This window comes from Halanaerobium sp. (assembly GCF_003070835.1).
The window spans coordinates 1-20,935 of the sequence record NZ_QBLR01000022.1 but is presented as its reverse complement, the minus strand read 5'-3'; the positions used below and the strand labels follow the sequence as shown (position 1 = coordinate 20,935).

Annotated in this window: 21 protein-coding genes and 1 riboswitch; of the genes, 1 reads left to right on the top strand and 20 read right to left on the bottom strand. The window is 37.3% G+C overall.

Annotated features, from left to right (window positions below; genetic code table 11):
* Nucleotides 1–35: 35 nt before the first annotated feature.
* Nucleotides 36–145, bottom strand: a riboswitch (SAM riboswitch).
* Nucleotides 146–268: 123 nt separating this feature from the next.
* The 10 genes from CI949_RS04330 to CI949_RS04285 form a co-directional block, all read right to left on the bottom strand.
* Complete coding sequence (locus CI949_RS04330) at nt 269–2,302, bottom strand: ATP-dependent helicase (protein WP_108142657.1); 2,034 nt, start codon at nt 2,300–2,302, stop codon at nt 269–271.
* A gap of 273 nt (nt 2,303–2,575) precedes the next feature.
* Nucleotides 2,576–5,149 carry an aconitase family protein gene (locus CI949_RS04325; RefSeq protein WP_108142655.1) on the bottom strand — a complete coding sequence of 858 codons (2,574 nt, stop codon included), beginning with the start codon at nt 5,147–5,149 and terminating at the stop codon, nt 2,576–2,578.
* A 55-nt stretch (nt 5,150–5,204) separates the two neighbouring features.
* Nucleotides 5,205–6,212 carry an isocitrate/isopropylmalate dehydrogenase family protein gene (locus CI949_RS04320; RefSeq protein WP_108142653.1) on the bottom strand — a complete coding sequence of 336 codons (1,008 nt, stop codon included), beginning with the start codon at nt 6,210–6,212 and terminating at the stop codon, nt 5,205–5,207.
* A 171-nt stretch (nt 6,213–6,383) separates the two neighbouring features.
* Nucleotides 6,384–7,250, bottom strand: a complete 867-nt coding sequence (locus CI949_RS04315; RefSeq protein ID WP_133531105.1) for a PHP domain-containing protein — start codon at nt 7,248–7,250, stop codon at nt 6,384–6,386.
* A 216-nt stretch (nt 7,251–7,466) separates the two neighbouring features.
* A complete protein-coding gene (locus tag CI949_RS04310; protein WP_133531104.1) occupies nt 7,467–8,225 on the bottom strand; it encodes a YdcF family protein in 759 nt (252 codons plus the stop codon).
* Between the two features lie 42 nt (nt 8,226–8,267).
* Nucleotides 8,268–8,546 (bottom strand): metal-sensitive transcriptional regulator, encoded by a 279-nt coding sequence (locus tag CI949_RS04305; protein ID WP_108142647.1) that lies wholly within the window; start codon nt 8,544–8,546, stop codon nt 8,268–8,270.
* Between the two features lie 43 nt (nt 8,547–8,589).
* Entirely contained in the window at nt 8,590–9,378 is a 789-nt protein-coding gene (locus tag CI949_RS04300; protein WP_243734054.1) for an aminoglycoside phosphotransferase family protein, read from the bottom strand.
* A 21-nt stretch (nt 9,379–9,399) separates the two neighbouring features.
* Nucleotides 9,400–9,603, bottom strand: a complete 204-nt coding sequence (locus CI949_RS04295) for a hypothetical protein (RefSeq protein WP_243734053.1) — start codon at nt 9,601–9,603, stop codon at nt 9,400–9,402.
* 17 nt (nt 9,604–9,620) lie between these two features.
* Nucleotides 9,621–10,307 carry a TIGR04282 family arsenosugar biosynthesis glycosyltransferase gene (locus CI949_RS04290; RefSeq protein WP_133531103.1) on the bottom strand — a complete coding sequence of 229 codons (687 nt, stop codon included), beginning with the start codon at nt 10,305–10,307 and terminating at the stop codon, nt 9,621–9,623.
* Nucleotides 10,308–10,472: 165 nt separating this feature from the next.
* On the bottom strand, nt 10,473–11,387 hold the full coding sequence (locus tag CI949_RS04285; RefSeq protein WP_108142643.1) for a nucleoside hydrolase: 915 nt from the start codon (nt 11,385–11,387) through the stop codon (nt 10,473–10,475).
* A gap of 178 nt (nt 11,388–11,565) precedes the next feature.
* On the opposite strand from CI949_RS04285, the gene CI949_RS04280 reads away from it, so the two are divergent.
* Complete coding sequence (locus tag CI949_RS04280) at nt 11,566–12,489, top strand: sulfurtransferase (RefSeq protein WP_108142641.1); 924 nt, start codon at nt 11,566–11,568, stop codon at nt 12,487–12,489.
* A gap of 24 nt (nt 12,490–12,513) precedes the next feature.
* Here the strand turns inward: CI949_RS04280 and CI949_RS04275 are convergent, their stop codons facing one another.
* The 10 genes from CI949_RS04275 to CI949_RS04230 form a co-directional block, all read right to left on the bottom strand.
* Entirely contained in the window at nt 12,514–13,401 is an 888-nt protein-coding gene (locus tag CI949_RS04275; protein WP_133531102.1) for a zinc dependent phospholipase C family protein, read from the bottom strand.
* 45 nt (nt 13,402–13,446) lie between these two features.
* On the bottom strand, nt 13,447–14,715 hold the full coding sequence (locus CI949_RS04270; RefSeq protein ID WP_108142637.1) for an MFS transporter: 1,269 nt from the start codon (nt 14,713–14,715) through the stop codon (nt 13,447–13,449).
* Between the two features lie 56 nt (nt 14,716–14,771).
* Entirely contained in the window at nt 14,772–15,209 is a 438-nt protein-coding gene (locus tag CI949_RS04265; protein WP_108142635.1) for a DUF188 domain-containing protein, read from the bottom strand.
* Nucleotides 15,206–15,745 (bottom strand): cob(I)yrinic acid a,c-diamide adenosyltransferase, encoded by a 540-nt coding sequence (locus CI949_RS04260; RefSeq protein ID WP_108142633.1) that lies wholly within the window; start codon nt 15,743–15,745, stop codon nt 15,206–15,208. Before CI949_RS04260 ends, CI949_RS04265 begins: the two co-directional genes overlap by 4 nt.
* An 85-nt stretch (nt 15,746–15,830) precedes the next feature.
* Nucleotides 15,831–16,442 carry a hypothetical protein gene (locus CI949_RS04255; protein WP_133531100.1) on the bottom strand — a complete coding sequence of 204 codons (612 nt, stop codon included), beginning with the start codon at nt 16,440–16,442 and terminating at the stop codon, nt 15,831–15,833.
* A 177-nt stretch (nt 16,443–16,619) separates the two neighbouring features.
* Nucleotides 16,620–17,264 carry an amino acid ABC transporter permease gene (locus CI949_RS04250; RefSeq protein WP_290763300.1) on the bottom strand — a complete coding sequence of 215 codons (645 nt, stop codon included), beginning with the start codon at nt 17,262–17,264 and terminating at the stop codon, nt 16,620–16,622.
* Nucleotides 17,264–18,022 (bottom strand): amino acid ABC transporter ATP-binding protein, encoded by a 759-nt coding sequence (locus CI949_RS04245; protein WP_108142992.1) that lies wholly within the window; start codon nt 18,020–18,022, stop codon nt 17,264–17,266. Before CI949_RS04245 ends, CI949_RS04250 begins: the two co-directional genes overlap by 1 nt.
* A complete protein-coding gene (locus CI949_RS04240; protein ID WP_108142994.1) occupies nt 18,012–18,698 on the bottom strand; it encodes an amino acid ABC transporter permease in 687 nt (228 codons plus the stop codon). Before CI949_RS04240 ends, CI949_RS04245 begins: the two co-directional genes overlap by 11 nt.
* A gap of 231 nt (nt 18,699–18,929) precedes the next feature.
* Nucleotides 18,930–19,664, bottom strand: coding sequence for a basic amino acid ABC transporter substrate-binding protein (locus CI949_RS04235; protein WP_108142996.1), 735 nt, complete (start codon nt 19,662–19,664; stop codon nt 18,930–18,932).
* 626 nt (nt 19,665–20,290) lie between these two features.
* The coding region (locus CI949_RS04230) for a DDE-type integrase/transposase/recombinase (protein ID WP_290763277.1) at nt 20,291–20,935 on the bottom strand (645 nt) is incomplete at its 5' end.

Here is a 20,935-nt window from a genome sequence, read left to right as displayed (position 1 = left end):
AAATGAAAAAAATCCTCCTGAGAGGATTTGATTGCCTCTCATCTATCATTCCCTTCTGGAAATGCTGGAATTAGCACCTTACTAAAGACTTTAAGTAGGTTGCCGGGTATCAAAGGGCCAGTCCCTCCACCGCTCTTGATGATTTTTATTTTCTTTTTAAGTTATATAGTAGTTTATCACTCAATTTTAAATCTGTCAAGTACTTTGTTGGTACCAGGTACAAAACGGCCGTTTTGTACCTGGTTATAGTGAAATAAAGAACAATGCCCTATATAACTTCGACATTTTTTCGCATCTGAATCCCGGAACCGCCTTTTTTGCTTTCTACACTGGTAAAATCAAGCCGCTGCTCAGGCAATTCATATAAAAATCTGGAAGGAACAATCTGCTTGTACTGCCCCTGTTCTCCGGAAACTTTGCGATTTGAAAATGATATAAAGAGTAATTTTTCAGCTCTGGTCATTGCTACATAAAAGAGCCTCCGCTCTTCTTCTACAGCATAGGGATTTGAACCTGCTGCCTTTTCTTCCAGACTTTTTAGATGAGGAAAGACTTCTTCCTCTGCTCCAATAATAAAAACAACTGGAAATTCAAGTCCTTTGGCTGAATGAGCAGTCATTACTTTGACCTTTTCCTGAGTATCTTCGCTAATATCCTTATCTGAAATCAATTTGTTAATCAATAAATAATCATAAAGTCCTCGCCCGGGATTATTTTTTTGAAAATCTGCCATATCCTCTAAAAACATGTTCATATATTTTTTTCTCTCTTCTGGACTGTCAAGCTCTGCCAGTACATTTTGATCAAAATCTACCCGCTGATAAAGCTCAAGAGCCTTTTTATGCATTGCCAGCTTTTCATCCCGCAGATCATAAATGCTGTCAATAACCCGCCGCTGAAATTCAATAATATTAGCCGCCTTGTTATTTCCAATTCCCTTAACAAGAGTCGGACTCTCAAAAACATCAGTAATTTTCAGATTGTGCTCTCTGGCATATTTGTTAATTTCACTCAACAAAATTTCTCCAACCCCGTGAACCTCAATTCTAAAAAGCCGCTTTAAAGCCAGCCTGTCATTAGGATTAACCAGCAGTTTAAGATAATTGACAAAATAGCGAATTTCCTGGCGGTCAAAAAAGCTAACTCCTCCTACCAGCTGATGAGGGATTCTAAACTTTGGCAGCTGATTCTGCAGCTGCATCGATTGAAAATGGCTGCGGCACAAAATAGCAATATCACTTAATTTATAATTATAAAAATCAACAAGGTGATTAATCCGCTTACAGACATATTTTGCCTCAACAAGAGGACTTTCTGCTCGAGCTATAAAAATTGGAGCCCCATCGTCAGCTTCAGTCCAGGCTTCTTTAACCTTATTCTGACTGTTATTGTTTATCAGTTGATTGGAGGCTGAAATAATATTATTGGAGCTGCGGTAATTGCGCTCCAGCTTAACAATTTTAGCTTCTGGATAGTCATGCTCAAATTCTAAGATATTACTGATATCAGCACCCCGGAAGCCATAGATTCCCTGCCAGTCATCACCAACCACAAAAATATTATTTTGAGGTCTGGCCAGCAGAGAAACCAGATGATACTGAGAATGGTTGACATCCTGATATTCATCGACCTGGATATACTTAAATTTATTCTGATATTTAGCCAGGATTTCTGAATCAGATTCTAAAAGTTCAATCGTCTTTTTAATCAAATCATTAAAATCAAAACAGTTATTATTTGTCAGCACCCGCTCATACTCCTGATAGATTCTGCTCACAATTTGATAAAAATGTTCAGAACCCTGATTTTCTCCCCGGGCATATTCCTCAACCAGATCAGCCGGCAGTACGAGTTCCATTTTGGCCTTAGAAATAATATTGAAGACCAGCTTTGGATCATATTCAGTCTCTTCCAGGCCAAATTCAAAAATAATGTCTTCTACTATAGCTATTGAATCATTAGTATCATAAATCAAACAACCTTCAGAACGATTTACCTTCTTTAAATTTTCCCGCAGTATCTTGAGGCAGATACTGTGAAAAGTACCGAGGTTCATCTCATCTATAATCTCTGATCCAATCAATTTGCCAATTTTAGCTTTCATATCATCTGCAGCCCTGTTGGTAAAGGTTACAGTTAAAATGTTTTTGGGGCTTACACCACTATTGATCAGATTGGCTGTTCTATAAGTTAGGGTTCTGGTCTTACCGCTTCCTGCTCCAGCCAGAACTAAAACCGGGCCTTTTAGCGTCTCTGCGGCTATTCTTTGTTTTGGGTTTAGATCATTTAGTAAATGACTCATTTTTAAGCTCCTTCTATTTTCAGAATTTTATAAGTTAAAACAAAAGAAAGCCGCCTGCTGATAAAATTTCAATCAACAGACAGCTGATATTTTTGATGCAACGATTATTAATTATATAGAAGTTTATTCTAAATTACAAGTCTGATTTCTGTCATATTTTTTAAAGAAAGACAGCAGCTTAAAAAAACTTAGCTGCTGTTTACTTTCTCTTATCTAATTTCTTAAATCACCGCATATTTCGACATATATCGGGTGGTTCACGGTGCATGTACATTATTTATACAGCTTAAAGTACTCTGCTTTAGAAGGTATATGACCCAGCACAGCCACACAGCCTGCTACCTGGGCGCTGCCGAGATAGGTCCGAGAATCAGAAGGTCCAATCCGGGACTGATAATTACGAGTGGTTGTAGTAAAGGCTGTAGCACCAGAGCCAATTCTCCGCTTGTTACCCATACATAATCCACAGCCCGGCATAATTACTGTTGCACCTGCATGAGTCAATTTAGCCATTGTTCCATCCACAATCAATTCCTCGTAAATATCACGGGAAGCAGGACCGACAACTACATTCACTGACTGAGGAATTTGGTGACCGGCAATCACTTCTGCCGCCTCTTTAATACTTTTTAAATCTCCCCCAACACAGCTGCCGATATAAACCTCATCAATTTTCTCTCCTGCAACTTCACTTATTGGAGCAACATTGTCAGGGTGATGGGGCTTAGCAACTAATGGTTCAGAAAGTTCTTCCAGAGGAATTTCAATTTCGGCTGCATACTCTGCATCCTCATCTGCCTTAAATAAAACTGGATTTTCTAAATACGCTTCAATTGCCTGAATAGTATTTTTAACCGAAGGAGAAGTCTCAGCATCCGGCCTTGACTTTAAATATTCCAGGTTCTCCTTTATCGTTTCTACAGTAACCTGATCAGAAGGTACAACTCCAGCTGAAGCACTTCTTTCGGCAACAGCATTTGTTAGAATATAGCGCTCATCAGAGCTTAAGAAGTCAACACCCTCCATTTCAATAATGCGGCCATTATAAATATCTTTACCCACAGTTTTCTCTGCATAAATGACCAGAGCAGATACCAGGTCACGAGCAGTAATCCCTGCTGGTGGACGGCCGGTGAATTTAACTTTAACAGATTCATCCATAGTCAGATCCTGTTTACCATATTTCATAACTCCAGCCACAATATCTGAAGCAGCAGGGAATGATACTCCTCTTGGAGTTCTGGTGTGGGAGTCTCCACCGACAATTACGTCAGTCGGCAGCACAAAGCGGTTACCAATTGTATGAATAATCCCCTCACCTGTCTGCAGACAGACACCTCCGCGCTCGGTTACAAAATCATGTAAAAACTTATGGGTATCTCTTTCAGCACTGGAAGGACACTCACCAGTATGACAGAGAGACTGCACAACAAATTCAGCTCCAAAATCTCCCCCGGCCATTGATTGATATTCATCCATAGTCATGGGCCCGGTTGTATCCTGAGAAAAAGCACCTCTCATTTTAACCTGGGCTGTTTCTCCCGGCAGAATTGTATCCTTACCATCAAGACGATTGTAGGCTACAATTTTTTGGGCAAGTGTTTGAGCCGGCTTTGTTTCTTCTTCAACTACATTTTCTTCAGCAGGTGTTTTTACACCGCCTGTTTCAATTCCATTTTCCTGACAGTAACTTAGAGCCATTGTCTGCAGCTCATTACCGGCATCAAAGTAAGTCATTCCACCGGCAGCGATCTTTTTCATTTTATAGTCAATCGGCAGTTTAATCTGCAGCTCAAATTCGGATTCTGAGTCAGGATTAACAACCAGCTTTTTAGAATTTAAGTTGACTTTTAAACTATCTCCCTCTTTAATTTCAGTGGTGTCAGCTTCCAGCGGTAGAATCCCCGAAGCCACCAGTGATTCTTTAAAAATAGGGGCAAAACTTTTTGCAATTACTACCCCACCTCTTTTCTTTTCAGGTTCACCTTTTACCGGTTCACCTAAAAGCTGCTGCATGGTATAAGTAGCAGATTTACGGGAAGATCCCTCACCTAAAGCTTTTCCAGCTGTGAAAAAGACGCTTTCCGTTTTTTCTGCTTTAGATTTTAAATTATTTAAACGTCCCCACAGGTTTTCTTCGTCATCACGACCATCCATTACAAACTGAGCGTGGCGGGGTTGATCAGTTCTGCTGTTAGCGTTTTTAGATGGACTTAAATGACCAGTTGTAATATTATCACCGACCCGGAGTGAAACTCCCTGATATTGATCAGCAAGCTCCCAATTTTCTGCAAAATCTCTGTAAGCCCAGCTCAGCATCAGTTCATCAATTTTCTTCTTAAAATAAGGGTTTTCTGCTGCCAGTTCTTCAAGCTGCTCAAAATCTGCCTGAGTAACAAGTACAGTTCCCTTTAAAATCTCAGTAATTTTATCTCTATAAATTTCTTTCGCAAAAAGATCAATCAAACTGGAGGTAGCTGCTCCTCCCTTCATCTCTGCCAGCAGTTCAAGAGCCTGCTCTGCAGATAGATATGGATTTTCTTTTTCTCTAATTTTTGCTTCTTTTATAATTTCAGTCAGTCCATCAGCCTTAGCATAAGAAGCAGGAAAAGTTCCGCGCTTAACCTCTTCCCTTAAAAGCCTTAATACAAGCTGATCTAACTGTTCCTTTTTAAATATCTCAAAAGTTTCCTTTTCTAGTCCTTCTACTTTAAGTCCGGCAAAAAGAGATTCAACCTCTTCAGCCTCCAGTGGACGGGGGTCCAGTCCATAAGCATTTTTTCTCTCTACTGCCTTCTTCTTATATCCTTCCAAACAGTCCAATAAATTTTCCAATTTAGCTTCCATTAACTATCTCTCCTCTCTTATCCAGTGCCCGCTATCCCGGGCAAGCTTATATTAATTATAGTTCGGCAATAATTGCTTCAGTAATTTCATCAGTTGTGGCACTGCCGCCTAAATCACCTGTTAAGACTTCACCTTGATTGAGAACTGCAGAAGTTGCTTTTTCTATTCTTGCTGCTGCCTCAAGCTCATTCAGATGTTTAAGCATTAAAACTGCTGAAAATAAGAGGGCTACCGGATTTGCCTTGTTCTGACCGGCAATATCAGGTGCACTGCCGTGAACTGCTTCAAAAACTGCAATCTCATCACCAAGATTCATTCCTGGAGCAAGTCCCAGACCTCCAATTAAACCAGCACCTAAATCAGATACAATATCCCCGTATAAATTAGGCATTACAAGCACATCATACTCTTCAGGATACTGAACCATCTGCATACACATATTATCTACAATCTTATCATCAAATTCTATTTCAGGGTGAGTCTTTTTATATTTGGCAGCAACCTTGCGGGCTTCTTCTAAAAAGAGACCATCACTAAACTTTAAAATGTTGGCCTTATGCACAGCAGTTACTTTTTTGCGGCCTTCCCGGACTGCGTATTCAAAAGCTCTTTCTGTGATCTTGCGGGATGCCTTGCGGGTGATAATTTTAATGCTTTCTGCCGCCTGGTCCCCTACATAATGTTCAATACCCACATAAAGTCCTTCGGTGTTTTCTCTAAATACTACCATATCAATATTTTCATCTTTGGCAAATTTTTTGGCATGTACCTTCAGCGGACGCACATTAGCATATAAATCTAACTCTTTACGGATAGCCACATTAACACTTCTAAATCCACTACCTACAGGTGTTGTAATCGGACCTTTTAGGGCTACTTTGTTTTTCCTAACCGATTTAAAGACTTCCTCCGGCAGAGGGGTGCCATATTTATCCATAACTCCTGCACCAGCTTCTACCCTCTCCCAGTTGATTTCAACTCCTGCAGCGGCAATTATTTCTGCTACTGCCTCCGAAATTTCAGGTCCAATTCCATCTCCAGCAATCATTGTTACATTATGCATTCTCTTTACTCACTACTCCTTTTTGATTATTAAAATAATAAAATAATATTGTCCCAGTATTTAAAACTCTCTGCAGCTCAAATTCACTAATAATTTGCATTTGAAAAAAGCCGGAATTTAATCCGGCTTTATCTTAAAAATGATCAGCTACTATTGAATAACTGATATTTATTATAGCATAGAATGGGCATAACTTTCCAGCTTTTCAAATTCAGCTTCAGTCATTCCTCTGTCTCCGGGTAAAATTCCAGGTGAGTTCTCTCCGTGATAATCAGAACCACCGGTTATTAAAAGATCAAGTTCCTCTGCTATCTGTTTATATTTTTTTGTAATCTTTTCATTATGTTTGGTCTGATAAACTTCAACACCTTTCAGACCAAGATTTTTTAAACGAGCTATTTCTTCTTTGTCCAGAGCCTCTCCGTGATTGATAATATAAGGGTGGGCAATTACGGGAATTCCACCTGCTTTTAAAATAACCTCTATTGCTTCAACAGGCAGTACATTTTTCTTTTCCACATATGCTTTTCCACCACCTGCAATAAATTCTTCAGTAAAAGCGTCACCAATCTCTTCTATATAACCTTTATCAACCATTGCGCTAGCTACATGCGGCCGACCCAGACTAACTCCAGTGGCATATTTTTTGACATCTGCAAATTCTAATGGATAACCCATCTCAGATAATTTTTCTATCATTTTATGAGTTCTTTCAACTCTAGAATCCAAAATAGCTTCTGTTAAACCAAGCAGGGCATCATTTTCAGGGTCAACAAAATAACCTAAAATATGATATTCTGCTTCTCCTCTATAAGTAGAAATTTCAATACCCGGAACAACTTTAAGTCCCTTTTGCCGGCCCAGTTTCTCTACTTCCTTAACAGAAGTCATATTATCATGGTCAGTAACAGCTATAACTTCTAAATCCAGCTCTATACATTTTTCCACAAGTTCTGCCGGTGTGGAAGCACCGTCTGAAGCAGTTGTATGCATATGCAGATCAATTTTCTTTCTTTCGCTAAACATATCTTTAGACATAAAATATCAAGCTCCTTAAGAGTAATTTTTAACACTAATTAACTTAAAAAGAGATTTGATTACTCTCTGCTCTTAAATTTTAAATACTCTCTCTAAGATACATTTATAGTTTATCAGAAAAAGTTTAAAATATCATTAAAGTTGAGCAATTAATTCAAAATAATTTGCTCAGAGTTAATTATAAGTTGCTTAAACAGTAAAATTTACTCTAATTAACTATATTCGCCCCCTAATATAATACCAGACTAAGCCGACCCATTCATGCAGTGCAGATAGATTAGCTGTCAGTGCCCCTCGATTGGGGAGATAATCAAGCCAGCTAAATTGATGATCATAAATAAAACCTGAATGAACTACTAAAAAATCAATATTTTGAGCTTTAAAAACAGCTGCTGAGCGCAGGGTATGATAGGCAGACGTGACAAGATAAACTTTTTCAATTTCATTTTCATCAATCCATTTTTTTAAATAAGCTGCGTTTTCAAAAGTTGTTTGGGCTCTGTCTTCACTTATATAAAATTCTTTTTCCATCCCCAGTTTTTCCAAAAATTCTGCTGCAGCATCGGCTTCGGAGATTGTCTCCTGGCCAATAGCAACTCCCCCGGAATAAATCAGAGGTGTATTTAGTCGTCGGTGAAGTTGATAGCCCTTAACTAATCTCTGCATACTATGCAGGGAAGGTTTAGCTTCTTCCCGGGAATAATAATTGAGGCCACCTCCGAGAACAACTATTGGATGTCTTTCAAAAGCATTAACTGATATTTTCTCTGCATAGTTTTCCAGCGGATGAAGCAGCAGCTGAACCCCCGCGGCAGTTGAAAGCAGAAAAAACAGCAGGAGCATAAATAGAGCTAAAAGTTTTATCAGCTTAGATTCTGATTTTTTGAATAAGTAAACAGTCAGGATAAATAAGATTAATACAAATAATCCCGGCGGCATAATTAAAGAAGCAATAATTTTTTCTAATGCTAACATAATTTCCTCCTCAAAAAAACCCCGCCAGAAGCGGGGATAAATTTAATCACTAAATTTGTCTATGACATCCATCAGCTCTGCTATGATCTCTTCTTCTCCATCTTCCTGAGAAATAGCATTTTTTACACAGCCATTAACATGACGGTCTAAAACTTTAAGAGCTACTTTTTTTAAAGCTCCCCGGCAGGCATTGATCTGAGTTAAAATGTCTACACAGTATTTTTCTTCATCAATCATCCGCTGCAGACCTCTAACCTGACCTTCAATCCGCCTCAGCCTTACAATTAAATTTCTTTTATCCCCTTCTGATAATGAATTCATTCTTTCACCCCACAATTCTAACTATCCAATTCTAAAATTTGTATTAATCAAGATCTGGAAAAAGCATTTCTAAAAAATCCAGTCTTAAATAACTGTCCATTGTCTCAAAAGTATCCTTATTTTTAATTTCTCGCTCAGTAGTCTGATATTCCACCCAGGCCATCGCCGACCAGGAAATTCCTCTCATTGCTGAAAACTGATTAAAAAGCTTTAAAGCAGCCTTTACTTCATGATATCTCGAATCCATTTTTCTTTCTTTGAGGTAATGATGTAAAAATTCCTCTTCTTCTCCCTGGTTGAAAATAAAATTGCTTTTCCAGAGGGTAGTTGTCGGCACCATAAAATGACTTAAATCCTGCAGAGGGGTGGTAACTAATGGCTTTTCCCAGTCTACCAGATAAGCAAGATCAAATTTATCATTAATTAAAAAATTATTTGAATTAACCTCTGTATTAACTATTGCTTCAGGAAAAAAAGACATTAATTCTGATTCCTGTTCTTTTTTTTCAGCCAGGTCAGCTTTCATTTTTAATAGGAATTTTTTGATTTTAGAATCTCCCAGCTCAGAATCAAAATAGCTATCTAAAAGTGAATCACACTCATTCCAGATAGCTGTAAGTGGTTTTTCTTCTCTAATCAACCTTTCAGTTCCAGCCGTATCTAATTTATGAATCTTAGCAAAAACCTTAGCAGCTGCCTTTAAATCTTTCTGATAATCTAAATGTCTCCCCGGTAAATATTCCATCAAAAGTAGTCCATAGTCTATTTTTTCTTTTGATTGATCTAAATAAAAAGGCCTTGGAGTTACTCCAGAAGGTGCAAGTTTCTGCAGGGCAGAAAACTCGTATCCTATCTAATCATCAAGGTTTATCTGACTGCCGAGATTAACCCTCAGTACATATTTTTCATCCTCATCTTCAATTAAATAGTTAATATTATATTCACCCTGGGCTAAGAAGTTTAATTCAGCCCGCCGACTAATCCCTGTTTTAACCATAAAATCTCTATCTCTAATATATTTCTTTAAATCCATTGTTAATTGATCCTTAAAAGACATACAATTTACCTCCATCACTATTTATAAGCAAAAATTTTATCGATAATTTTTTTTGTATTATGTGGATAATTTAAATCTGAATTTATGTTAATTAATTTTGATCTTAAGTCAAGTAATTCCTTAAAAGTGTCAACGTCTGATGCTTCCGGTAAGAAATGACTTTTCAGATTATGCCGGCTAGCCTCTTTAATAGTCCTCTCTAAAACTGATTGATTTCCCCAACCTTCAAAATTAAAAAGTGACTTTTCTGGTTTTTTCATACCTAAAAGATAATAGCCTCCATCATCTGAAGGACCAATCACAATATCCCGTTCTTTTAAACCTGCAAGTGCTTCTGTAAAAATATCAAGATCCAGGAGGGGAAGGTCTGAGCCGGTAATAATTACAGGTAATCTGCTTTTTTGATAGGCATCAGCAACAGCATTGAACATCCTCTCACCCAAATTTTTTCCACGCTGAGGAATCCGAATAAAATCAGTATCAATTATATCTTTAAATAGATTTTGATTTACTTCCGGTGTATAGCTTAAATATAGATCCAGTCGAGAATAAACTTCTTTTAAATTCAAAAATTTAGAATTAATATCTTTTAAAAAAGCCCTGTGTAAATCAGCACATTCTTCTGCTGTCAAATGGCTTTCTAGCCTTGTCTTGGTTTTCCCTGCTATTGGGGCTCTACTCATAAGCACTAATGAAGCCTGCAAAATAATCTCCTCCTGTCTTATTTAAACTATCGCTCATCACGATATATGGCTTTTAATTTTGCCGGACTCCAGACCAGCAAATATAAAATTTTTATTTTATGCATCAAAATAATTGTTTTTTAAACACCATATTCTTCCCAGCGTCTGGCAGAGGTATAAATTTTTTTATTCAGCATCGCTATAACCTTCCGGAATAATTTCTATTTGATCCCAGGCAGAAAAAACAAGATCCTTAAACCTCTTAGTATCAAGAATAGTTGAAGGCAGGTTAATAATTCCAGCATCCTGCAGTTTTCCTTCTGCTTTTTCTGTTTTAATCTGACCAATTTTTAAATCTTCAACGGTGGATACAAATTTTCTTTTATTATAGGGGAAGATTTCCGGTGCTATCATATAAACAACTGCTACTACATCCCACATATAAAAACCAGTTAGACCAATCATTTCAGATGAATAATCATACCAGTGTTTTATTTTATCAGTAATATAGGCCCGGACAGCTTTGTTTTTTGATCTATTTACCCGCCGCCATGATTTTTCACCAAAACGAGCAGCCAGACATAAATTCCCCGACATTAGAGCAACCGGAACCTCTGCTTTAAGAACTCTCTCTGCAGCTTCTGGATCACTGGTAAGATTAAGTTCATCAATTGTATCCTCACCAAATTGAAGCAGCTCGGTTACACCACCCATGATAATAATTTCCTTTAAGTTCTTAAAAAAATCATTGTCAATTTTCCAGGCAGCATAAAGATTTGTCAGTGGTCCAATAGCAATCAGAGTTATCTCATCTTTATTCTCAGCAGCCGTTTGAGCCAGAAACTCAGCCGCTTCAGTCTGATGATCACCGGCTTCTGCAGCCCCTTTTAAATGTTTTACCTGATCTTTTAATTTAAAATCATTAAGCATGCCTTCAGTGGTATTATAAGTATCTTCTAAATTACTGTTACCAAATACACTTGTAACAGCCATTAGATCAATATCCGCTCGCCCCAGTAAAAATAAAAAAGCAAGGCCGTCATCTACATCTTTTTCATTAAGCCCAATTGTATTATCACAATCTAAGATTACTTTTTTCATTTTATCCCCCTAACAGTCAATTTTTTTCTATTCTCTCTTAATTTAATTTCAACAAAAATCAATAAAATCCTGCCTTTTTAGAATTATATGATTAATTTAGCTAATAATGATGCAAATTTGTTATTCAAGGTATATAATAGTTTATGAAGGAAAATTAGTATTTTAAGGGGGAATAAGAGTGAATACTGATAAAAAAATTATACTTATCTTGAATTCAATTATTATAATTTCTATATTTTTTAGTTTCACGGCGCTTGCTGTCTCAGAGAGAGGTTTTGAAAATCCTGAACTTTTAATTTCAGCAGCAGAATTAAACGAAAAACTTGAAAATGAAAATAACAGGCTGAAAATAATTGATGTCCGGAACAGTGCCAGATATCTGCTCGGACATTTACCAGAGGCAGTTAGTATGTGGTCAGATGATTTTTCTAATCCCGAAGGCTGGGTTGAGGGTTTAATTGCAGAACCTGAAGCTTTTAGTGCTGCAGCACAGGAAAAGGGAATAAATAATGATTCAGAAATCATAGTCTATGATGAAAACAGCGGCATCTGGGCAGCCAGACTCTGGTGGATTTTTAGGGTTTATGGACATCAAAATGTGAAAATTTTAGAAGGCGGCTATGATAACTGGAAGGCTGAAGATTTTGAAACAAAAATGCTGCCTAACTATCCAGAGGAAGGTAATTTTGTGGTTAAAGATGTTAAAAATGAATGGATCGTTAATTCTGATACAATAGCTGAAAACCTTGATAATGAAAATTTTGTAGTTTTAGATACTAGAACTGAGGCTGAATATTTAGGTGAAGAAACAAATTCTGGGGCTCCCCGTAAAGGCAGAATACCGAATTCTATTCACCTTGAATGGGATTCAGTATTAAATGAAGATTATACTTTTAAATCTGCAGCTGAACTCAAAAAGCTTTTTGAAGAAAACGGGATAACTAAAGACAAAGAAGTGATTGCTCCAATGTGCCACACTGGAGTCAGAGCAGCTCACAGCTTTTTTGCCCTCAAACTTATAGGTTATGAAAACCTCAAGTTATATGATGAATCCTGGGTAGGCTGGAGCAGCCGCAGTGACTTACCAGTAGAAAAGAAATAGTACGGTAAAACTAAGGGAAGAATATCAGTTCTCTTTTCCCAGAAAATTTTTGTTACTAAATAAAGCCAGAGTCTCTGACAGTGACTTTTCTGATTGAAAATACTTTAAGGTTTCAGCGATTAAGCTTTGAGCTGATTTAATTCCTTTATTGAAATGTTTTTCAAACTGCTGATATTTTTCTCTAGACCAGACTTCTTCCCTATCATTAAGGGCATAACTGTACTGACTTAAATCCTGAGGCAGAAGCAGATTTAAAATTTTAAAAAGATAATATTTTAAATAACTGTCTGTGCTGAACAGTTTGTGATATTTACGTAAATCTAAATACGAATCCCAGATTAGTTTTTGATCCAGACTTTCGCCAAGAACATTTTCAAAAATCAGCTGATAAAAATAATTTAGGCTGGCCCGGTATTCCTCTTTTAATTGATAATATGGCAGGGGGTTGACTGTTTTAGGATTTTGATTCCATTTAGCTTCCATTATATAAATATCGATACTGGCCTCAATTAATTTATGCTTTTCTCCGCGGCCCCCATTTTTTATAATAAAAGGATGACACTCTCGATCCAGAGCGTAATGGGAGATAAAACCAAGCAGATAAACCAGATTATTCTGCCAGTATTCAGACTCGGGGATCTCTGCCTGAAGATAAATAGCTTCTCTCTTAAATGAAGTTAAAAGCTCGGCAAAGACTTTTCTGCCGCTGAGCTGATGAACCATCTCCCCTTTTTCAGGACCCACTTTTGCTTTCTGCCAGGGTAAAAAATCATTGTAAAAGAAAAAATCTGCTCCCTGACAGCCGTAATTAAAAAGCTGATAGTTCTGGTTTAAAAGTGATTTTAGCTGATTAGCTTCCAGACCGGCCACTATTTCCTCTCCCGCAATTAAATGTGTCCAGAAATCAGGCATATTATGACCTCCCACTAGTTTTAAGCCTCAATATTTTTTAATGCTTTAACTTTTGGCTTCCTGTTTACCTTTTTCGACATCAACTCTACTCAAAAATATCATACCCAGTATGAAAAAAGAAGCAACTGCAATAATTCCATAACGGCTGGAGCCGGTTAGCTGTCCTGTATAGGCAAAAACGGTGGGGCCAACTATAGCTGCAAATTTGCTGGAAACTCCAAAAAAACCAAAAAACTCTGCTGATTTTGCTTCCGGTACCATAGCTCCATATAAAGAGCGGCTTAAAGCCTGAGCTCCTCCCTGCACCATACCTACAATCCCAGCCAGAATCCAGAAATCAAGAGCTGAATCCAGAAAATAACCGTAAAAAGTAATTCCGGTATAAATAATTAAAGCCAGATAGATACCTTTTTTAGCTGTTATTTTTCCAGCAATTTTGGCAAAGATCAGGGCAAAAGGTATCCCGACAAATTGAGTCAAAAGGAGTGCACCTATCAAATCAGTCTGGCCGATTCCAACTTCGCGACCATAAATCGTCGCCATCCTGATGATAGTTCCAATCCCATCATTATAAAGCCAGAAAGCCAATAAAAACTTCCAGAGTTCTCGATACTTGCGGATATGGACAAAGGTTGATTTCAGCCTGCCAAATGCCATTTTAGTATATTTTCCCAGGGGAATTTTTTCGACTCTTTTTTCCGGGTCAGGAAGATATTTAAAAGCCGGTAGGGAAAAGATAAACCACCAGATGGCAACTGTAACAAAAGAAATCTGAGTTGCTGAAGTAACTGAACTGATCCCAAATAAAGCAGGTTTTGAAATCATCAAAAGGTTTACGGCCAGCAGCAGTCCTCCTCCCAGATAACCAGCTGCATATCCCAGACTGGAAACATAATCTATGGATTCAGAATCACTGACATCTGTTAAAAAGCCGTCGTAAAATACATTTCCTCCTGAAAACCCAATATTGGCAATAATAAAAAAGAAAGAAGCAAGTAAGTAGTTGCCTTCGTTGACAAAGAACAAAAGTGCTGTGCCGGTAATACCCAGAAAGACAAAAAACTTGAGGAAAGACTTTTTCGAATCAGAGTAATCAGCAGCTGCCCCCAAAATTGGAGAAATAACTGCAATTATAAGCATAGCAATTGTTTGAGTATAACCCCAGTAGGAAGTAGCTAAATTACCGGGTAAATTGATCCCGGCTACATCTTTATAAAATATCGGCAGCACTGTGGCTAAGATTACCGTGGCAAAGGCGGAATTAGCCCAGTCATACATGGCCCAGGCATAGACTGTTTTCTTTTGTTTATCCATTAGCTCACCCTCTTTAAAATTTTTGAAAGTTATTTGATAAATATTAAACTAATATTTTACTGCTTATTGTTTAATAATTTGAGCAGCTTATTTCTAAACCGCTGGTCATCTGCTTCAGTTCTTTTTTTATGACTGGTATGGCGGCCACTGCGTTTTCTTTCCTTAAACTGGCGGTGTCTTTTGGCCAGAAGTCTTTCGATATTCTGATCGGTAAATTCGCGTCCAGAAAACCCGAGTACTTTAGCTTTTTGGCTGAGAGAAAGGGCTGCCAGTCCGTAATCAGAGGTAATAACCAGGTCACCTGCTTCAATTTTATTACAGAGCACCATATCTACCGATTGAAAACCCTGATCAACTACTTTTAATGTCCCATAGTCAAGCTGATGCTGATGATTGAGGTCTGTATAAACTATTAATTCTATATCCACTGCGGCAGCAACTTCTGTAACAATTGAAATCACCGGACAGCCATCTCCATCAACTAAGATCCTCACTGTTTTTTAAACTCCACATAGTCAAGTTCTGTTTCTGAATAGCGAGCCAAAGTATAAAGCAGATCAGAAAGACGGTTAATATACTTCTGCAGATCCCTGCTGATATCAGCTTCGCCTGCCAGAGTAGTAATTCTGCGCTCAGCTCTCCTGCAGATTGTCCGTGCCTGATGCAGAGCACCACTGGCTTTTGAACTGCCGGGAATGATAAACATTGATTTTTCCTTTTTATTCATCTGATCTAAATAGTGATCAATTTTTTGCTCCAAAAACTCTATATCTTCTTCAGTTATTTTCTCCGGAAAACTCTCCCAGTCCGGTGTTGCCAGCTCACCCGCCAGGTTAAAAAGCTTACGCTGAACTGAACGAATAATATTATAAACTTCTTCCTCTTCTACAAAATTTTTGGCAAAACCAAGTGAAGAATTGAGTTCGTCGATGGTACCATAGCTTTCAACCCGCAGTGAGTCTTTAGCTACCCTTGTGTTGTCAAAAAGACTGGTTGTTCCCTTGTCTCCGCTTTTAGTATAAATTTTCATTTGACCACTCCTTTAATGTGCAGTCACCGTTTACCGGCCCAATTTTTGGAAAAACATTAGTTTTTAATGTATTTAACTGCTTATTTTAGATTTTGAACTGATTGACTGCAGTTTTCAGTTCTTCTGCATATTCTGACAGCTTTTCTGCAGATGAAACAATTTCTTCAGTTGCTGCAATCTGTTCCTCACTGGCTGCTGCAACTATTCCCACAAATTCATCATCTCTAAATATTGGACTGGCAATAATGGTAATTGGGCGCACGGTCTCAAAACTTTCTGTCGGTTCTGAAAAAACCTGTTCTTTATTTGCTGTTACCTGCTGAAAATAACTCTGATCAGCAACACTTGTTTCAAACTGATTTGTATCCCTCATATTTCCATCTGGTCCAACTATAAATAAAGATTCTATCTGTGGATCATCATCTGAGATAGGCTTTAAATCATCATACTGCCGCTCCCAGTCCATACTTTTCATGCTGTCTAAATTACTTAAATTTTGAATTATCTTTCCTTTTTCTTCAGTCCAGAGTCTAATTGTTTCTACTGATTTCCTGGCTGAATTCTCTGCTTCTGACTGCAGGGTATTACTTAAAATATTTTCTGACTGTCTGAAAGCATAAAAAGAACTTCCAGCAATTAATAAAAAGAGCATTAAACTGACTAAAATAATCATTTTAGTTTTGATACTTTTAAACATTTAATATTCACTCCCTGTAGGAATCATTTTACAATAATTATTAATTTTAGTTTATCACTTTATCTGCCTTTAATAAAGCAGAAAAGACCTGCTAATTAAATAAATAATTAGCAGGTCTATTACTTCGACAAATATTGACATAAAGCGGGTGGTTCCCGGTGCATGTACATTTAAATTTTAAGGAATAGTAACCTTTTTCTCGATCCGGTTAAAGAGATAAACAAATAAAATGATCACTACCAGGTAAATTAAAGCAACTATAAAATAAACATTAAAAAACTGATAGTTGCGGCTGGCAATTAATTTCCCTTCTGTCATTAATTCTCTGGCGCCAATTACATAGGCCAGGGAGGAATATTTGATCATGTATATAAACTCATTAGTCCAGGCAGGAATTACCCGGCGCAGAGCCTGTGGTAAAATAATATATCTAATTCCCTGCCATTTGCTCATTCCAATTGACTGAGCCGCCTTAAGCTGGCTGCCGCTGATTGACTGGATAGAGCCTCTTAAATATTCAGCCTGGTAGGCTCCACTGTTGATAATAAAGCTGATCACTGCTGCTGTAATTGGAGTTAATCTGATTCCATAAGCCGGCAGACCATAATAGATAATAAAAAGCTGAACTAAAAGTGGAGTTCCTCTGATAATCGAAATAAAAATCCGAACCACAGCTGAAACAAATTTATTACCATAAATCTTACCCAGAGCTAAAAATGTTCCCAAAATTGTACCTGAGAAACAGGATATAATAGTTACAAAAACTGTGACTCCAAGTCCTCTTAAAAATAAAGGATAAAATTCCTGAAAAATATCTAGCATTAGTTCTCACCCTCACCGTATAGATCAGTCAGCTGAAAAAGAAATTCTTTAGTTCTTTTGTGATCAGGGTTAGTAAATAGTTTCTCTGGATCACCCTGTTCAACAATATTACCGCCTTCCATAAAAATTAATTCGTCAGCAACACTGCGGGCAAAACCCATTTCATGGGTCACAACCAGCATAGTCATCCCTTCTTCTGCCAGATTGCGCATTACTTTAAGCACTTCTCCAGTCAGTTCAGGATCCAGGGCAGATGTTGGTTCGTCAAATAAAATTAGTTTGGGCTGCATTGCTAAAGCTCTGGCAATACCAACCCGCTGTTTCTGACCACCTGATAACTGAGAAGGATAAGAATCTGCATAATTTTCAAGTCCAACTCGCTCCAGTTCAAATAAAGCAAGTTCTTCTGCTTCTTTTTTATTCATTTTTTTAACCTTTGTCAATCCAATCATTACATTTCCTTTTGCTGTCAGATGGTTAAAAAGGCCAAAATCCTGAAAGACAAAACCAATCTGCTGTCTGATCTCATTTATATTTTTAGCAGAAGTGATTTCAGTATCTTCAAGATAAATTTTCCCTTTAGTCGGGGGAACAAGACGGATGATATTATTTAAAATAGTACTCTTACCCGTACCGCTGGGCCCGACAATAACCTTAGTTTCACCTTTATCGAGGGCTAAAGAAATTCCCTTGAGCACCTCTTCATTTTCAAAACTGTGGTGTAAATCTTCTATTCTCAATAAATGCTTAGTAGGCATCTGAATGTCCTCCTTCAATACCTATCCCTGGAATCTGATATTTTTTCTCAAAGAGGGATAGTCCTCCATTAACTATAGTAGTCAGTATAAAATAAATTGCTGCAATGGTCAGATAAATAACCATCGGCTCATTTGAAGTGGCAATAAAATACTCTCCCTGTCTTAAAAGCTCCACCACTCCAATGGTAAAAGCCAGTGAGGTATCTTTGAGCACAATAGCTGATTCATTGGCAACAGGTGGAATTGCAATTCTAATTGCCTGAGGAGCAATGATATAAAAGAAAGCCTTCATCTTGCTCATCCCAAGTGAGCGGGCTGCCTTCATCTGTGAGCCACCTACTGATTGAATTGCTCCCCGATAAATCTGAGACTGATAGGCAGCTGAGCGAAGACCAATTCCGATAACTGCCGCTCTAAAGATTGGAATCCTTAAACCCAGCATCGGCAGACCATAATTTAAAAGCAGTAGCATTACCAGCAGTGGGATACTGCGGGCCAGACGTTCGTAAACCGCCACTACTCCCTGCAGAATTTTATTTCCATAAACCTGAGCAAAGGCAATTGGTAAGCCAACTACTATTCCAATTAAAAGACTCCAGAATGTAAGCTGAATTGTAACCAGAGTACCTTCTAATAGATATGGTAGTGCATTTTTAATTAATTCTAAATTATTCATAATCTGTCCTTTCTAAAAGTTTTTAATGAAAGTTATTTAAAATTCTAATTTCACTCGTAAAAGTTCAAGCATCAGCCGGACTAAATGAGAATCAAACTTTTAGGAATAAAATCAGTTTTTACTTCTATTAAGTAATTTATTCACTAAACTGAGAAAATAAAAGGCTTTTCTCCACTGGCTAGGCTTAAGATTATACCAGGCCAGACAGCAGAGAAAAAGCCAGATTAGATTTTATTCAAAGTATTTTTCAATTAGTTCATCCATAGTTCCATTTTCAATAACCTTTGCCAGCCCTGCATTTACTTCTTCGAGCAGTGCCTGATTATTTTTGCCAACAGCAATACCGTATTCTTCACCGGTAATTACCTCTGCTACAACATTGACCGGATTATCCTTACTGTAAGTTTCTGCAACCGGCTTATCTAAAACAGCGGCATCAATATTTTTGTTAGCTAAATCTCTAATAACAAAAACATAGGAATCATAATTTCTGAGCTCTCCAGTTAGAATATCACGCTCAATCAGCTTATCTCTAACCCAGGTATCACCTGTAGTTCCTGTCTGCACACCAACATCATTTGAGCCAAATAGAACTGTTAAATCCTCTTCAGATTCTTCGTGAACTAAAACTGACTGGTTGGCGGAATAATAAGGATCAGAAAAGGCAACTACTTCTTTTCTAGCCTCAGTAATTGTCATTCCAGCTGCTACCATATCCAGACTGCCTGAAGCCAGTCCCGGGATTAAAGAGTCAAAACTGATATCTCTAAATTCAACCTCAAAACCCTGCAGCTTTGCGATCTCTTTTACCAGATCAATATCAAAACCTACGATTTCACCCTCTTCTACATACTCAAAAGGGGGGAAGCTTGCGTTTGTTCCTACAACATAGCGCTGAGCCATAACCCCTGAGCTTAAAGTCAACACTGTCAGTATAACTAAAATTGTTACTAAAGTCTTTTTCATTTAATTATTTCCTCCTTTAAATTTTTATTCTACCTTCTCGCTACTTTTTTTATCTGCGAAAAATGATAAAATTTAATCTTAAAATTCATTATACCATAATCCTTTAATCAGCAAAAGTAATATTTTAATTTAATACAAGCTTTAATTTTCTGAAAACTGGCTTAATCAGCCTCATGATTTATTCGTATATCAAATTAACACCTCAATCTCCACAAAAATCCATTCGGGAAATGGGTGCTAAATTAAATAAAACTATTTGAAATCATCTTTTTTGTCCTCCATTTGCTGAATCATTCCTTATCTTTAATTAATTTTCCACTTCATTTATAATACTATATTATTTAAAACTCTTAGTCAATTCTAAAAATCAGCCGAAAATACTTGCTTGCTTTTAAAAATATCGAGCTGTATAATTGAATAAAGATACCGTCAAATGAAATATGATAGTTACCATAAAATGTAAGTAAATAGTAATAGAGCATCACTAATTTTAATTATAATAAAAATCTTCAGAATGTCAAAAGTTTGAAGATGTAAATTATGCTAAAAAATGGAATTAGATAAATATAGAAATCTAAAAGACTTAAACATGATTTTCTGAAAAGTTACTCAGTAAAGATATTTAGTTACTTATCAGTTTTGTTGATCCACCTGATAAGTTGAGCCCAGGAGTTAATGGGCTGGCCTCTTGAATCTTCAACAACAAGAGGAGCCTTGTTATCAAAAGAGCTATGAGGTTTTATATAGTTAAAATATAGCTGATACAAAGTTATGTGAGCAAGAGCACCATCAAAGGAACTAAAGCTTTTATGACGCTTGTAATGAGCTTTATAGGTGCCAAAGAAACGCTCAATAATATTTTTATAGGGTCTGTAAACCTCATCTGAATTATCGTCATCAGTGAAAAGTCCTTTAACCTGTCTGTGATCTACATCGGTCTTCAAAAAGGCCTTTGCAGCATGGACAGCAGTTCTATAGATTGGTGCCATATCAGAAACAAGGACAAAATCCTGACCCTGATATTGGTCAATAATTCTTTTGAGGATTGTTATTGCACCTTTGGCATCTCGATGTTTTGAGAGATGCTGAGCGATGATACAGCCGTTTTTACCATCAATGGCAGTAAAGAGATAATGCCAGTTGCCTTTGATTTTAATATATGTTTCATCAACAGCAACAATACCAGATAAAGGTAGATCAAGGTCCTTAATTTTAGGACCAAGTCTGTGGGCTAAAGAGACAGTCCAGTTTTGGATAGTCTGAGCTGATGG

What these genes read in the sequence shown, in the direction of transcription:
- CI949_RS04285 (WP_108142643.1), bottom strand. Translation starts at nt 11,387, where the DNA reads ATGAAAAAAGTAATCTTAGATTGTGATAATACAATTGGGCTTAATGAA.
- CI949_RS04270 (WP_108142637.1), bottom strand. Translation starts at nt 14,715, where the DNA reads ATGGATAAACAAAAGAAAACAGTCTATGCCTGGGCCATGTATGACTGG.
- CI949_RS04245 (WP_108142992.1), bottom strand. Translation starts at nt 18,022, where the DNA reads ATGCCTACTAAGCATTTATTGAGAATAGAAGATTTACACCACAGTTTT.
- CI949_RS04315 (WP_133531105.1), bottom strand. Translation starts at nt 7,250, where the DNA reads ATGTCTAAAGATATGTTTAGCGAAAGAAAGAAAATTGATCTGCATATG.
- CI949_RS04305 (WP_108142647.1), bottom strand. Translation starts at nt 8,546, where the DNA reads ATGAATTCATTATCAGAAGGGGATAAAAGAAATTTAATTGTAAGGCTG.
- CI949_RS04250 (WP_290763300.1), bottom strand. Translation starts at nt 17,264, where the DNA reads ATGCTAGATATTTTTCAGGAATTTTATCCTTTATTTTTAAGAGGACTT.
- CI949_RS04240 (WP_108142994.1), bottom strand. Translation starts at nt 18,698, where the DNA reads ATGAATAATTTAGAATTAATTAAAAATGCACTACCATATCTATTAGAA.
- CI949_RS04235 (WP_108142996.1), bottom strand. Translation starts at nt 19,664, where the DNA reads ATGAAAAAGACTTTAGTAACAATTTTAGTTATACTGACAGTGTTGACT.
- CI949_RS04320 (WP_108142653.1), bottom strand. Translation starts at nt 6,212, where the DNA reads ATGCATAATGTAACAATGATTGCTGGAGATGGAATTGGACCTGAAATT.
- CI949_RS04330 (WP_108142657.1), bottom strand. Translation starts at nt 2,302, where the DNA reads ATGAGTCATTTACTAAATGATCTAAACCCAAAACAAAGAATAGCCGCA.
- CI949_RS04255 (WP_133531100.1), bottom strand. Translation starts at nt 16,442, where the DNA reads ATGTTTAAAAGTATCAAAACTAAAATGATTATTTTAGTCAGTTTAATG.
- CI949_RS04260 (WP_108142633.1), bottom strand. Translation starts at nt 15,745, where the DNA reads ATGAAAATTTATACTAAAAGCGGAGACAAGGGAACAACCAGTCTTTTT.
- CI949_RS04275 (WP_133531102.1), bottom strand. Translation starts at nt 13,401, where the DNA reads ATGCCTGATTTCTGGACACATTTAATTGCGGGAGAGGAAATAGTGGCC.
- CI949_RS04295 (WP_243734053.1), bottom strand. Translation starts at nt 9,603, where the DNA reads ATGTCTTTTAAGGATCAATTAACAATGGATTTAAAGAAATATATTAGA.
- CI949_RS04325 (WP_108142655.1), bottom strand. Translation starts at nt 5,149, where the DNA reads ATGGAAGCTAAATTGGAAAATTTATTGGACTGTTTGGAAGGATATAAG.
- CI949_RS04310 (WP_133531104.1), bottom strand. Translation starts at nt 8,225, where the DNA reads ATGTTAGCATTAGAAAAAATTATTGCTTCTTTAATTATGCCGCCGGGA.